Genomic DNA, 15268 nt, shown 5'->3' on the forward strand with positions numbered 1-15268 from the left:
CCGAATCCCGCAGTTCTACACGCCCTCCGCAACACTGCGTCAGCAACTCCGTGTGAGCCCCCGCCTGCCCGTTCCGCGGGCGGGAAACCTCACCACGCGGAACGGCGACGAAGCCCGCCCGGTTCCGTCACGCCTCACGCCTCCCGCATCCACTGCTCCATCACCGTCAGCAGGTGATCGGGATCCACCGGCTTGGTCACGTAGTCGGAGGCACCGGACTCGATCGCCTTCTCCCGGTCCCCCTTCATCGCCTTCGCGGTCAGCGCGATGATCGGGAGCCCCGCGAACTGCGGCATCCTGCGGATCGCCGTGGTCGTCGCGTACCCGTCCATCTCGGGCATCATGATGTCCATCAGGACGACCGTCACGTCGTCGTGCTGCTCCAGGACCTCGATGCCCTCCCGGCCGTTCTCGGCGTACAGCACCGACAGCCCGTGCTGCTCCAGGACGCTGGTGAGCGCGAAGACGTTGCGGATGTCGTCGTCGACGATCAGCACCTTCTCCCCGCCGAACCGGATGCCCCGGCGCGGCTGCGGCGCGGCCTCCTGCTCCCCGGCCGACCACTGCTCGTGCGCCGCCCGGTACTCCAGGGCGGGCGCACCCCTGCGGCGGCGCCGGAAGAGCGCGGCGGCGCCGTTCTGCGTCTCCTGGTACGACTTCACCTCGGCCGGCGTCTCGACCTCCACGTCGGACAGCTCGGACTGGTCGGCCCGGTCGTGCGCGGAGGCCACCAGTTCCCGGGCCTCCAGCGCGGGGGCGAGCTGCTGGTAGCCCTGCGGCGGCAGTTCGCTCGGGTGCAGCGGCAGGTACAGCGTGAACGTCGAGCCGCGGCCGGGCTCGCTCTGCGCGTGGATCTCGCCGCCCAGCAGCTGGGCGATCTCCCGCGAGATGGACAGCCCGAGGCCGGTGCCGCCGTACTTGCGGCTGGTCGTACCGTCCGCCTGCTTGAACGCCTCGAAGATCACCCGCATCTTGCTGGCCGCGATGCCGATCCCGGTGTCGGTCACCGAGAACGCGATCAGGTCGGCGTCCGCGTCGCGCAGCGAGCCGGTCTCCAGGAGCTGCTCGCGGATCGCCACCGGGACGTCCCCGCCGGCCGGCCGGATGACCAGCTCGACCGACCCGGAGTCGGTGAACTTCACCGCGTTCGACAACAGGTTGCGCAGCACCTGCAGCAGCCGCTGCTCGTCCGTGTGCAGGGTGGCCGGCAGCTCCGGCGACACCCGTACGGACAGGTCGAGGCCCTTCTCCGCGGTCAGCGGCCGGAAGGTCGCCTCCACGTAGTCGACGAGCTGGACCAGCGCGATCCGCGTCGGGGAGACGTCCATCTTGCCCGCCTCCACCTTCGACAGGTCGAGGATGTCGTTGATCAGCTGGAGCAGGTCGGAACCGGCCCCGTGGATCGTCTCGGCGAACTCGACCTGCTTCGGGGAGAGGTTCCCCTCCGCGTTGTCGGCGAGCAGCTTGGCCAGGATCAGCAGCGAGTTGAGCGGGGTGCGCAGCTCGTGCGACATGTTGGCGAGGAACTCGCTCTTGTAGCGCATGGACACCGCGAGCTGCTCGGCGCGCTCCTCCAGGACCTGCCGCGCCTCCTCGATCTCCGTGTTCTTGACCTCGATGTCGCGGTTCTGCTGGGCCAGCAGCTCGGCCTTCTCCTCCAACTCGGCGTTGGACGCCTGAAGGGCCTTCTGCCGGTTCTCCAACTCCGCCGACCGCTCGCGGAGTTGTTCGGTGAGCTCCTGCGACTGCCGCAGCAGCACCTCCGTCTTGGTATTGACGGAGATGGTGTTGACGCTCGTCGCGATCATCTCGGCGATCTGGTTGAGGAAGTCCTTCTGGATATGGGTGAACGGAGTGAAGGACGCCAGCTCGATGACACCGAGCACCTTGCCCTCGAAGAGCACCGGAAGCACGATCACCTGCGCGGGCGGCGCCTCGCCGAGCCCGGAGGAGATCTTCAGATAGCCACTGGGGGCGTTCTCCACGAGGATCGTGCGCTTCTCCTCGGCAGCCGTCCCGATGAGCGCCTCACCCGGCCGGAACGAGGTCGGCATGGACCCCATCGAGTAGCCGTACGAGCCGAGCATCCGCAGCTCGTACTGCTCCTCGGTCTCCGCGCTGAGGTCCTTGCCGTCGAGGAGGGGCATGGCGACGAAGAACGCGCCGTGCTGCGCGGTCACCACCGGCGTCAGCTCGCTCATGATCAGCGAGGCCACGTCCTCCAGGTCGCGGCGGCCCTGCATCAGCGCGGAGATACGGGCGAGGTTGCCCTTCAGCCAGTCCTGCTCCTTGTTCGCGATCGTGGTGTCACGCAGGTTGGCGATCATCTTGTTGATGTAGTCCTGGAGTTCCTGGATCTCGCCCGCCGCGTCGACGTCGATCTTCAGGTTCAGGTCACCGCGGGTCACCGCGGTCGCCACGCGCGCGATGGCACGCACCTGCCGGGTCAGGTTCCCGGCCATCTCGTTCACCGACTCGGTGAGGTCGCGCCAGGTGCCGTCGACGTCCCGCACGCGTGCCTGGCCGCCCAGCTGGCCCTCCGTACCCACCTCGCGGGCCACCCGGGTGACCTCCTCGGCGAAGGACGAGAGCTGGTCGACCATCGTGTTGATGGTGGTCTTGAGCTCCAGGATCTCGCCGCGCGCGTCGATGTCGATCTTCTTGGTCAGGTCGCCCTTGGCGATGGCCGTGGTGACCATCGCGATGTTGCGCACCTGGCCGGTCAGGTTGGACGCCATCCCGTTCACGGACTCGGTGAGGTCCTTCCACGTGCCGGCCACGCCGGGAACGCGCGCCTGGCCGCCGAGGATGCCGTCCGTGCCCACCTCACGCGCCACCTTGGTGACCTGGTCGGCGAACGAACTCAGCGTCTTCACCATGGTGTTGAAGGTGTCGGCCAGCTGCGCGACCTCCCCGCGCGCCTCGATCGTCACCGTCCGCGTCAGGTCCCCGTTGGCGACGGCCGCCGCCACCTGGGAGATGTTCCGCACCTGCATGGTCAGATTCTTGGCCATCAGGTTCACGTTGTCGGTGAGGTCCTTCCAGATGCCCGTGACACCCGACGCGTGCGCCTGACCGCCCAGAATGCCCTCGGTGCCCACCTCGCGGGCCACCCGGGTCACCTGCTCGGCGAACGAGGACAGCTGGTCGACCATCGTGTTGACGGTGGTGACGAGCTCGAGGATCTCGCCCTTCGCGTCGACCGTGATCTTCTTGGACAGGTCGCCCTTGGCGACCGCGGTCGTGACCTCGGCGATCTGGCGCACCTGGATGGTCAGGTTGTTCGCCATGAAGTTCACGGACTGCGTGAGGTCCTTCCAGGTGCCGGAGACCCCCTGCACCTCGGCCTGCCCGCCGAGCTGCCCCTCGGTACCCACCTCGCGGGCCACACGCGTGACCTCCTGGGCGAACGACGAGAGCTGGTCGACCATCGTGTTCAGGGTGTTCTTCAGCTCCAGGATCTCCCCGCGCGCGTCCACGGTGATCTTCTGGGAGAGGTCACCCCGGGCCACGGCGGTGGCGACCTGCGCGATGTTGCGCACCTGAGCGGTCAGGTTGCCGGCCATGCCGTTCACCGAGTCGGTCAGGTCCCGCCACACACCGGCCACGCCCGGCACCTGCGCCTGGCCGCCGAGCTGCCCCGCCGTGCCCACCTCGCGCGCGACCCGGGTCACCTGGTCGGCGAAGGCGGAGAGCTGGTCGACCATCGTGTTGATGGTGTTCTTCAGCTCGAGGATCTCCCCGCGCGCGTCGACGTCGATCTTCTGGGAGAGGTCACCCCGGGCGACCGCCGTCGTCACCTGGGCGATCTGCCTCACCTGGGAGGTGAGGTTGCCGGCCATGAAGTTGACGGAGTCCGTGAGTTCCTTCCACGTACCCGACACACCGTCCACCCGGGCCTGACCGCCCAGCCGCCCCTCGGTGCCCACGTCGCGGGCCATCCGCGTCACCTGGTCGGCGAACGACGACAGCTGGTCGACCATCGTGTTGACGGTGTTCTTCAGCTGGGCCATCTCGCCGGAGACGTCGACGGTGACCTTCTGCGACAGGTCACCGTTGGCCACGGCCGTGGTGACCTGGGCGATGTTCCTCACCTGTCCGGTGAGATTCCGGAACGCCGTGTTGACGGAGTCCGTCAGGTCCTTCCACGTACCGGCGGCTCCGGGCACCTGCGCCTGACCGCCCAGTTCACCCTCCACACCGACCTCTCGCGCCACGCGCGTGACCTCGGCACCGAACGCGGACAGCTGGTCCACCATCCCGTTGACGGTGTTCTTCAGCTCCAGCATCTCGCCGGCCACGTCGACGGTGACCTTCTGGGACAGATCACCGTTGGCCACGGCCGTCGTCACGGCGGCGATGTCCCGCACCTGCGTGGTCAGGTTCCGGAAGACCGTGTTCACCGAGTCGGTGAGGTCCTTCCACGTCCCCGCGGCACCCGGCACGTTCGCCTGCCCGCCGAGCTGTCCCTCGGCACCGACCTCGTTGGCGACGCGCGTGACCTCGTCCGCGAAGATCCGCAGCGTCTCGGTCATCTGGTTGATCGTGTCCGCGAGCTGCGCGACCTCGCCGCGCGCCGACACCGTCACCTTCTGGGACAGGTCACCGTTCGCGACCGCCGTCGTCACCTGGGCGATCCCGCGCACCTGCGCGGTCAGGTTGCCGGCCATGAGGTTCACCGAATCGGTGAGGTCCTTCCACACGCCGGCCACACCGGGTACCTGCGCCTGGCCGCCCAGCTCGCCCTCGACACCCACCTCGCGCGCGACCCGCGTCACCTCGGAGGAGAAGGACGACAGCTGGTCCACCATCGTGTTGACGGTGTTCTTGAGCTCCAGCATCTCGCCGGCCACGTGAACCGTGACCTTGCGCGACAGATCACCCTTGGCGACGGCGGTCGTCACCAGCGCGATGTCCCGCACCTGGGCCGTGAGCCGGTACGCCATCGTGTTGACGGACTCCGTGAGGTCCTTCCACGAACCGGACATCCCCCGCACCCGGGCCTGTCCGCCCAGCTTGCCCTCGGTGCCCACCTCGCTGGCCACGCGCGTGACCTCGTCGGTGAACGTCGACAGCTGGTCGACCAGGTTGTTGACGGTCCGGCCGACCTTGAGGAACTCCCCGCGCAACGGATGCCCGGTCCCGTCCGGCGCCTGCGTCCGCAGCTCCATGCGCGGCGACAGATCACCCTCCGCCACCGCGGACAGCACCCGGCTGACCTCGGAGACGGGCCGCGCGAGATCGTCCACCAGCGCGTTCGAGGCGTCGATGGCGGCCGCCCAGGAGCCCTCCGAGGCACCCGTCTCCAGCCGCTCCGTGAGCTTCCCCTCACGCCCCACCATGCGCCGCACCCGAGAGAGCTCACCCGTCAGATGGAGGTTGCGGTCGGCCACCTCGTTGAAGACGGCCGCGATCTCCGACATGACGCCGTCGCCGGACACGGTGAGCCGCTTGCGGAAGTTCCCGTCCCGCATCGACACCAGCGCCGCCAGCAGCCTGTTCAGGGCAGCCGTGTCCACCGAAGTGGTCCCGTTGCGCGCTGTGCGCTGGTTACTCAGGGACTGTCCGCCTTTCGCGCGCGTTTTAGTGGCCCGCGTCGCTTCGCCAGACTCCACTGTGTCCCTCCCGCAGGGGTCGACCGTTACTGCTGTGCTCCGGCATTCCTGGTCGGCGTACCGGTTACTGCTGCGTAGTTCTGTCTACTGCTGCGTTCCACTGCGATTTTCAGCCAGGCATGGCGAGCCGCATCACGAGCTCCTGCCCGCCTTACGTACAAGACACTCGGCCTGCCCGGACCTTCTCCAGAAGCCTGCCCAGTGTTTCACCCCGGCTGAACCAGGCCATAACAGTTCGGCAGCTTCGCACATCGTCCGCACACCCTCTGGACGGAAACACTGGTGACCGGCATCCGCACGGGCAGGGAAGGTAAGTAACCTTGCATGCGGCTGTCCAGCCGCGCCGGTTCCGTCCGGTCTGGGCGGTGGCACGAAACGAGCGGGCATCGGAGGGGCGGCCGCACACATGACCACCGGACTGATCCCGGGGGAACAGCCCCCGGACCCCCGGCCGACAGGCGCACTGCCGCATCAGCGGCACGAGCCGGTCGGCCAGGCAGCCCTTCACGTCGACAACCGGTCGAGGAGTTCAGTGATCACCGCGCGCGCGGCCGCCAGCTTCGAGCCCCTGGGACGATCGGTCGCGAGCGCCCGCTCCTTCGTCCGCGACACCCTCCAGGGCTGGGGCTTCGCCGACATCATCGACGACGCCGTGGTGCTCACCAGCGAACTGGTGACCAACGCCGTGGTGCACGCCGGCACCGCCGCGGACGTCCTGTGTCTACGCAGTGAGGAAGGCGTACGGATCGAGGTCGCCGACCGCTACCCGGAGCGCGAGATCCCACTGCAGGGTTCGCCTGTCAACATGGGCAGCCCCGATCGTGAGGGCGGCCGCGGCCTGCAGCTCTGCGCGGCACTGGCCGGCCGCTGGGGCGTCGAGTACACGCCCACGCAGAAGCAGGTCTGGTTCCAGCTCGCGCTCCCCGGCCGCCCGGTGGGCGCCCGCGCCGCCGGCCCGATGCTGCCCGCCGACCTGCTCCCGCTCGCCGACGGCCGCGTCCGCGTCGCCGTCGTCCAGATCGACCGCATCGGCGCCATCACCGCGTGGAACGAGGACGCGGAAGAACTCTTCGGGTACGCCGCCGAACAGGTCACCGGCAAACCACTGACCGACCTCGCGGCCTGGCCGCACACCCCGGGCACGGGCACCGGCATCGCGGACGCCCTCCGGCTCTCCCGCTGGGAGGGCAGCTACGGCATCAGAGGCGCCAACGGCCGGGTCAGCTCCGTGTACGCCTCACACCTCCGCGTCCGCGACACCACCGGCGAGCCCTCCACCGTGTGCCTCCTGGTGCGGGACCACGAGCGAGCGGTCCTGCAGTCGCCGATGCGCATCCCCGTCACCGACACGGGCACCGCCGAGGGCCAGAACGCGGACCCCTTCGAGGTGTTCATCGGCTCCCCCGCCCCCGACGACCTCGACGGCCTCCTCCAGCGCACCGTGGAACGCGCCCGAGACATGCTCGACGGCGACTCCGCCTTCCTGCTCCTCGCCACCGACGACGAGACGGAGCTGGAGGTCCGCGCCTCCACCGGCCTGCCCTCGGCCCGCCAGCGCTTCGCCCGCGTCCCCGTCGAGGGAGGCCCCGGCCGTTACGGCTCGGCCCGCATGCCGGCCGTCCACGAGGACCTCTCCGCCGTGCCCGGAGCCGTCCCGCTGCTCAGCGGCACCGGCATGCGCTCGGTGGTGACGGTCCCCCTGAAGGTCGAGGGTCGCCTGACCGGCTCGCTCGGCGTGGCCGCCGAAGGACCCGGCAGATACTCGAACGAGGAGGCCCTGCGTCTGCAGTTCGCCGCCGACCGCATCGCGCTGGCCGTCGAGTCGGCCCGTCTGGGCGAACTCGAACGTCTGCGCCGAGGCTCCCTGAGCTTCCTGGTCGAGGCATCCGACCTGCTGGCCGGCACCCTGGACCGCGACCAGACCCTGGCCCTGATGGCCCAGATGACCGTCCCGACCCTCGCCACCTGGTGCGCCGTCTACACGATCGCCGACCAGGCCTCCGAGCCGTACCTCTCCTACGTCCTGCACGAGGACGAGGAACTCATCGACGGCATCAAGTCCCTGCTGTCCAAGGTCCCACCGCCGGACCCGGTACCCACCCCCGGCGCCCGCGTCTGGAGAGCCCCCGGCGAGGCGGCCCACCGCGCGGCTCTGCGCAGTTCCATGCGGAGTCTCGGGCTGAGCGGCGGACCCACCCACCAGTTCTCCTCGAACATCGGCCCGACCCTCGCCACCGCCTCCGCGGTCGGCGGCGAGACGGTGGTCCTGCCCCTGGTCGCCCGCAACCGGGTGATCGGCATGCTGACCCTGGGCAAGCCCACCGACGAACACTTCCGCCAGGAGATCCTCGAACTGGCCGAGGACCTGTCCCGCCGGGCCGCCCTGGCCCTGGACAACGCCCGCCTCTACTCCGAGCGCACAGCCATCAGCCAGGCCCTCCAGCGCAGCCTGCTCCCGCCCGAACTCCCTGAGATCGAGGGCGTCGAGGTCGAGGTCATCTACCGCGCGGCAGGCGAGGGCAACGAGGTCGGCGGCGACTTCTACGACCTCTTCCCGATCCGCGACGGCGCCTACGGCTTCGCCATCGGCGACGTCTGCGGCACCGGCCCGAACGCGGCGGCGGTGACGGGCCTGGCCCGCCACGCGCTCAGGCTCCTGGCCAGGGAGGGCCTCAGTGGCCCGGCGGTGCTGGAGCGCCTCAACTCGGCGATCCTCGACGAGGGCGCCCGCAGCCGCTTCCTGACCCTCCTGTACGGCGAGTTGTGGCCCCAGGCGGACGGCAGCGCACTGCTGAAGGTCGTCTGCGCCGGCCACCCGCTCCCGCTCCGCCTGCGCCAGGACGGCACCGTCGAACCGGCCGCCGAGCCTCAACCGCTCCTCGGTGTCATGGAGGACCTCGAACTGTACGAGCAGACGGTCACCCTCGACCCCGGCGATGTCCTGCTGTGTGTCACGGACGGCGTGACGGAACGCCGCGAAGGCACCCGCATGTTGGGCGACGACGGCCTCAGCGACGTCCTCACGACCTGCACCGGTCTGACGGCGGGCGCGGTCGCGGCCCGCATCATGCGGGCCGTGGAACGCTTCGCGTCCGACGCCCCGTCCGACGACATGGCGATCCTCGCCATGCGGGTTCCGGGCCTGCACAAGGACTGAAGAAGGGCATGAAAAAGGCCCCGCCCGAATGGGCGGGGCCTTTTCTTCGGAGCCCCCAAACGGAATCGAACCGTTGACCTTCTCCTTACCATGGAGACGCTCTGCCGACTGAGCTATGGGGGCCGGTCACCTTTTCGAGGTTTCCCTCGCGGCAACGGGATAGATCATACCCCGACGGGACCGCTGCTCCCAACCACGATCATCAGAAGGCGGGCTGCAACAACCCTCCGAGCGCGTTGCACGCGCCCACGATCCGCTGCATGTCCCGCCTGGTCAGGGCAGCGTCCACGGGCAGCGCGAGGGTCTCGTCGGCGGCCCGCTCGGTGTCCGGCAGCGAGAGGCACCGACGGAACTCCGGCAGCCGATGCACCGGAGTCTTGACGGGAACCCGGCACTCAACTCCCCTGCCGCGCAGGGCGCGAGCGAAGGCGTCGCGGTCCGGCCGCCCGTTCCCCGGCACGCGCACGACGTACTGCTGGTACGTGTGCCCGTCCCCGTCGTCGGGCGTCAGTACGCCTCGCAGCCTCGCGTCGAGATACCCGGCCCGCTGCCGCCGCTGAGCGATCTCGTCGTACGGCGCCTCGGACTCCCCTTGTTGGAGCACGAGGAGCCCGCGCCGCTGCCCGACCTCGTGCAACCGCGCCATGTCGGCGGGCCGGCCGAAGCGGTGGACGACAACGACGGCCGCCGTCCGCGGAGTTATGGAGGCCTCGACGGCGGTCGCGTCGAGGCAGTACGTCGCCGGGTCTATCTCGGCGAACACCGGAAGCCCACCCGCCAGAACCACGGCCTCGGCGACTTCCACGTTTCCGAAGGCCGGTACGACGACCTCGTCACCGACTCCGACGCCGGCGGCCCGGAGCAATGCTGCAGTACCCATACCGTGGATGCTGGGCGCGGAACGTGAACTACAGGTGACACACAACAAAAAAGGGCCGGACTCTGAACCGAAGTTCAGGGTCCGACCCTTTTTGAATAATTGTTCGGCGGTGTCCTACTCTCCCACAGGGTCCCCCCTGCAGTACCATCGGCGCTGTGAGGCTTAGCTTCCGGGTTCGGAATGTAACCGGGCGTTTCCCTCACGCTATGACCACCGAAACACTATGAAACAGACAACCGCACCGTTGTGTGGCACAACGGGGTTGTTCGTGGTTTCAGAACCAACACAGTGGACGCGAGCAACTGAGGACAAGCCCTCGGCCTATTAGTACCGGTCACCTCCACACCTTACGGTGCTTCCAGATCCGGCCTATCAACCCAGTCGTCTACTGGGAGCCTTAACCCCTCAAAGGGGGTGGGAATACTCATCTCGAAGCAGGCTTCCCGCTTAGATGCTTTCAGCGGTTATCCCTCCCGAACGTAGCCAACCAGCCATGCCCTTGGCAGGACAACTGGCACACCAGAGGTTCGTCCGTCCCGGTCCTCTCGTACTAGGGACAGCCCTTCTCAATATTCCTGCGCGCGCAGCGGATAGGGACCGAACTGTCTCACGACGTTCTAAACCCAGCTCGCGTACCGCTTTAATGGGCGAACAGCCCAACCCTTGGGACCGACTCCAGCCCCAGGATGCGACGAGCCGACATCGAGGTGCCAAACCATCCCGTCGATATGGACTCTTGGGGAAGATCAGCCTGTTATCCCCGGGGTACCTTTTATCCGTTGAGCGACGGCGCTTCCACAAGCCACCGCCGGATCACTAGTCCCGACTTTCGTCCCTGCTCGACCCGTCGGTCTCACAGTCAAGCTCCCTTGTGCACTTACACTCAACACCTGATTGCCAACCAGGCTGAGGGAACCTTTGGGCGCCTCCGTTACTCTTTAGGAGGCAACCGCCCCAGTTAAACTACCCATCAGACACTGTCCCTGATCCGGATCACGGACCCAGGTTAGACATCCAGCACGACCAGACTGGTATTTCAACGACGACTCCACCTGAACTGGCGTCCAAGCTTCACAGTCTCCCAGCTATCCTACACAAGCCGAACCGAACACCAATATCAAACTGTAGTAAAGGTCCCGGGGTCTTTCCGTCCTGCTGCGCGAAACGAGCATCTTTACTCGTAGTGCAATTTCACCGGGCCTATGGTTGAGACAGTCGAGAAGTCGTTACGCCATTCGTGCAGGTCGGAACTTACCCGACAAGGAATTTCGCTACCTTAGGATGGTTATAGTTACCACCGCCGTTTACTGGCGCTTAAGTTCTCAGCTTCGCACGCCCGAAAGCGCACTAACCGGTCCCCTTAACGTTCCAGCACCGGGCAGGCGTCAGTCCGTATACATCGCCTTACGGCTTCGCACGGACCTGTGTTTTTAGTAAACAGTCGCTTCTCGCTGGTCTCTGCGGCCACCCCCAGCTCACCGAGTAAATCGGATCACCAGTGATGGCCCCCCTTCTCCCGAAGTTACGGGGGCATTTTGCCGAGTTCCTTAACCATAGTTCACCCGAACGCCTCGGTATTCTCTACCTGACCACCTGAGTCGGTTTAGGGTACGGGCCGCCATGAAACTCGCTAGAGGCTTTTCTCGACAGCATAGGATCATCCACTTCACCACAATCGGCTCGGCATCAGGTCTCAGACTATGTGCTGTCCGGATTTACCTGGACAACGTCCTACACCCTTACCCCGGGACAACCACCGCCCGGGATGGACTACCTTCCTGCGTCACCCCATCACTCACCTACTGCAGGTCTGGTCCGTCGGCTCCACCACTTTCCTTTCCCCGAAGGGTCCGGAACGGCTTCACGGACTTAGCATCGCCTGGTTCAATGTTTGACGCTTCACAGCGGGTACCGGAATATCAACCGGTTATCCATCGACTACGCCTGTCGGCCTCGCCTTAGGTCCCGACTTACCCTGGGCAGATCAGCTTGACCCAGGAACCCTTAGTCAATCGGCGCACACGTTTCTCACGTGTGTATCGCTACTCATGCCTGCATTCTCACTCGTGAACCGTCCACCACTGCCTTCCGGCGCGGCTTCACCCGGCACACGACGCTCCCCTACCCATCCATACTCCCGTTGGGGATATGTGTATGAATGACACGACTTCGGCGGTACGCTTGAGCCCCGCTACATTGTCGGCGCGGAATCACTAGACCAGTGAGCTATTACGCACTCTTTCAAGGGTGGCTGCTTCTAAGCCAACCTCCTGGTTGTCTGTGCGACTCCACATCCTTTCCCACTTAGCGTACGCTTAGGGGCCTTAGTCGATGCTCTGGGCTGTTTCCCTCTCGACCATGGAGCTTATCCCCCACAGTCTCACTGCCGTGCTCTCACTTACCGGCATTCGGAGTTTGGCTAAGGTCAGTAACCCGGTAGGGCCCATCGCCTATCCAGTGCTCTACCTCCGGCAAGAAACACACGACGCTGCACCTAAATGCATTTCGGGGAGAACCAGCTATCACGGAGTTTGATTGGCCTTTCACCCCTAACCACAGGTCATCCCCCAGGTTTTCAACCCTGGTGGGTTCGGTCCTCCACGAAGTCTTACCTCCGCTTCAACCTGCCCATGGCTAGATCACTCCGCTTCGGGTCTTGAGCGCGCTACTGAATCGCCCTGTTCGGACTCGCTTTCGCTACGGCTTCCCCACACGGGTTAACCTCGCAACACACCGCAAACTCGCAGGCTCATTCTTCAAAAGGCACGCAGTCACGACGCATTGAGTAAACTCAATGCGCGACGCTCCCACGGCTTGTAGGCACACGGTTTCAGGTACTATTTCACTCCGCTCCCGCGGTACTTTTCACCATTCCCTCACGGTACTATCCGCTATCGGTCACCAGGGAATATTTAGGCTTAGCGGGTGGTCCCGCCAGATTCACACGGGATTTCTCGGGCCCCGTGCTACTTGGGTGTCTCTCAAACGAGCCGTTGACGTTTCGACTACGGGGGTCTTACCCTCTACGCCGGACCTTTCGCATGTCCTTCGCCTACATCAACGGTTTCTGACTCGCCTCACAGCCGGCAGACTGTGAAAGAGAGATCCCACAACCCCGCATACGCAACCCCTGCCGGGTCTCACACGTATACGGTTTGGCCTCATCCGGTTTCGCTCGCCACTACTCCCGGAATCACGGTTGTTTTCTCTTCCTGCGGGTACTGAGATGTTTCACTTCCCCGCGTTCCCTCCACATACCCTATGTGTTCAGGTATGGGTGACAGCCCATGACGACTGCCGGGTTTCCCCATTCGGAAACCCCCGGATCAAAGCCTGGTTGACGACTCCCCGGGGACTATCGTGGCCTCCCACGTCCTTCATCGGTTCCTGGTGCCAAGGCATCCACCGTGCGCCCTTAAAAACTTGGCCACAGATGCTCGCGTCCACTGTGCAGTTCTCAAACAACGACCAACCACCCGTCACAACCCGCCGAAGCAGATTTTCACCGGGGCCGGCACTGAAGGCAGCCAGACTTCGGCCGTACCCTCAGATACCCAACAGCGTGCCCGACCGCATCCCGTCCGAAGATCATGCTTTCCACACTCTTACGAGCAGTACTTGCAGCCTCCGACCCGGAAACCCGGCCGAATAATCAACGTTCCACCCATGAGCAACCACCGTCGAACGTATGCCGACGTAATGGCCCTGGACCACCAGACAATGCCTGGCGGCCTAGATGCTCCTTAGAAAGGAGGTGATCCAGCCGCACCTTCCGGTACGGCTACCTTGTTACGACTTCGTCCCAATCGCCAGTCCCACCTTCGACAGCTCCCTCCCACAAGGGGTTGGGCCACCGGCTTCGGGTGTTACCGACTTTCGTGACGTGACGGGCGGTGTGTACAAGGCCCGGGAACGTATTCACCGCAGCAATGCTGATCTGCGATTACTAGCAACTCCGACTTCATGGGGTCGAGTTGCAGACCCCAATCCGAACTGAGACAGGCTTTTTGAGATTCGCTCCACCTCACGGTATCGCAGCTCATTGTACCTGCCATTGTAGCACGTGTGCAGCCCAAGACATAAGGGGCATGATGACTTGACGTCGTCCCCACCTTCCTCCGAGTTGACCCCGGCAGTCTCCTGTGAGTCCCCATCACCCCGAAGGGCATGCTGGCAACACAGAACAAGGGTTGCGCTCGTTGCGGGACTTAACCCAACATCTCACGACACGAGCTGACGACAGCCATGCACCACCTGTCACCCGACCACAAGGGGGCACCATCTCTGATGCTTTCCGGGCGATGTCAAGCCTTGGTAAGGTTCTTCGCGTTGCGTCGAATTAAGCCACATGCTCCGCTGCTTGTGCGGGCCCCCGTCAATTCCTTTGAGTTTTAGCCTTGCGGCCGTACTCCCCAGGCGGGGAACTTAATGCGTTAGCTGCGGCACCGACGACGTGGAATGTCGCCAACACCTAGTTCCCACCGTTTACGGCGTGGACTACCAGGGTATCTAATCCTGTTCGCTCCCCACGCTTTCGCTCCTCAGCGTCAGTAATGGCCCAGAGATCCGCCTTCGCCACCGGTGTTCCTCCTGATATCTGCGCATTTCACCGCTACACCAGGAATTCCGATCTCCCCTACCACACTCTAGCCTGCCCGTATCGACTGCAGACCCGGGGTTAAGCCCCGGGCTTTCACAACCGACGCGACAAGCCGCCTACGAGCTCTTTACGCCCAATAATTCCGGACAACGCTTGCGCCCTACGTATTACCGCGGCTGCTGGCACGTAGTTAGCCGGCGCTTCTTCTGCAGGTACCGTCACTTTCGCTTCTTCCCTGCTGAAAGAGGTTTACAACCCGAAGGCCGTCATCCCTCACGCGGCGTCGCTGCATCAGGCTTTCGCCCATTGTGCAATATTCCCCACTGCTGCCTCCCGTAGGAGTCTGGGCCGTGTCTCAGTCCCAGTGTGGCCGGTCGCCCTCTCAGGCCGGCTACCCGTCGTCGCCTTGGTGAGCCATTACCTCACCAACAAGCTGATAGGCCGCGGGCTCATCCTTCACCGCCGGAGCTTTTAACCCCCACAGATGCCTGCAGGAGTATTATCCGGTATTAGACCCCGTTTCCAGGGCTTGTCCCAGAGTGAAGGGCAGATTGCCCACGTGTTACTCACCCGTTCGCCACTAATCCCCACCGAAGTGGTTCATCGTTCGACTTGCATGTGTTAAGCACGCCGCCAGCGTTCGTCCTGAGCCAGGATCAAACTCTCCGTGAATGTTGTCCCGTAATCGGGATGACACCACGAGAGCGGAACAGCCAGGCGGAATAAGCCCGGCCGTTCACAGCGTCCTCGCTGTGTTTACTTCAAAGGAACCACGCCCCGACCAGACGGCCGGAGACGGGGTATCAACATATCTGGCGTTGATTTTTGGCACGCTGTTGAGTTCTCAAGGAACGGACGCTTCCTTTGTACTCACCTGAGACACTGTCTCGCGGCTTTCCTCCGGGCGCTTCCCTTCGGTCTTGCGTTTCCGACTCTATCAGACCGTTTCCGGTTCCGATTTCCTCGGTGCTTTCCAGGTTTCCGCTTTCGCGTTTCCCTTTCCGGCGGTTCCGACT

Annotated in this window: 3 protein-coding genes, 1 tRNA gene and 3 rRNA genes; 1 reads left to right on the top strand and 6 read right to left on the bottom strand. The window is 65.0% G+C overall.

What is annotated here, in order from left to right; translation table 11 throughout:
* Positions 1–134: 134 nt before the first annotated feature.
* Positions 135–5615, bottom strand: a complete 5481-nt coding sequence (locus OG985_RS14770; protein WP_371668790.1) for a HAMP domain-containing protein — start codon at positions 5613–5615, stop codon at positions 135–137.
* A gap of 406 nt (positions 5616–6021) precedes the next feature.
* Between OG985_RS14770 and OG985_RS14775 the strand changes: the two genes are divergently transcribed.
* Positions 6022–8772 (top strand): SpoIIE family protein phosphatase, encoded by a 2751-nt coding sequence (locus OG985_RS14775; RefSeq protein WP_371668791.1) that lies wholly within the window; start codon positions 6022–6024, stop codon positions 8770–8772.
* Between the two features lie 50 nt (positions 8773–8822).
* Here the strand turns inward: OG985_RS14775 and OG985_RS14780 are convergent.
* From OG985_RS14780 to OG985_RS14800, 5 genes are all read right to left on the bottom strand, one after another.
* Positions 8823–8895 (bottom strand) — tRNA-Thr (locus OG985_RS14780).
* 79 nt (positions 8896–8974) lie between these two features.
* Positions 8975–9637, bottom strand: coding sequence for a DegT/DnrJ/EryC1/StrS family aminotransferase (locus OG985_RS14785; RefSeq protein WP_371674376.1), 663 nt, complete (start codon positions 9635–9637; stop codon positions 8975–8977).
* 116 nt (positions 9638–9753) lie between these two features.
* Positions 9754–9870 (bottom strand): 5S ribosomal RNA (rrf, locus tag OG985_RS14790).
* Between the two features lie 86 nt (positions 9871–9956).
* Positions 9957–13081 (bottom strand): 23S ribosomal RNA (locus tag OG985_RS14795).
* Between the two features lie 318 nt (positions 13082–13399).
* A 16S ribosomal RNA gene (locus OG985_RS14800) occupies positions 13400–14924 on the bottom strand.
* Together the 16S, 23S and 5S rRNA genes form the textbook arrangement of a ribosomal RNA operon.
* Positions 14925–15268: the final 344 nt, after the last annotated feature.

Origin of the sequence: Streptomyces sp. NBC_00289 (genome assembly GCF_041435115.1) — a bacterium.
Lineage (GTDB): Bacteria > Actinomycetota > Actinomycetes > Streptomycetales > Streptomycetaceae > Streptomyces.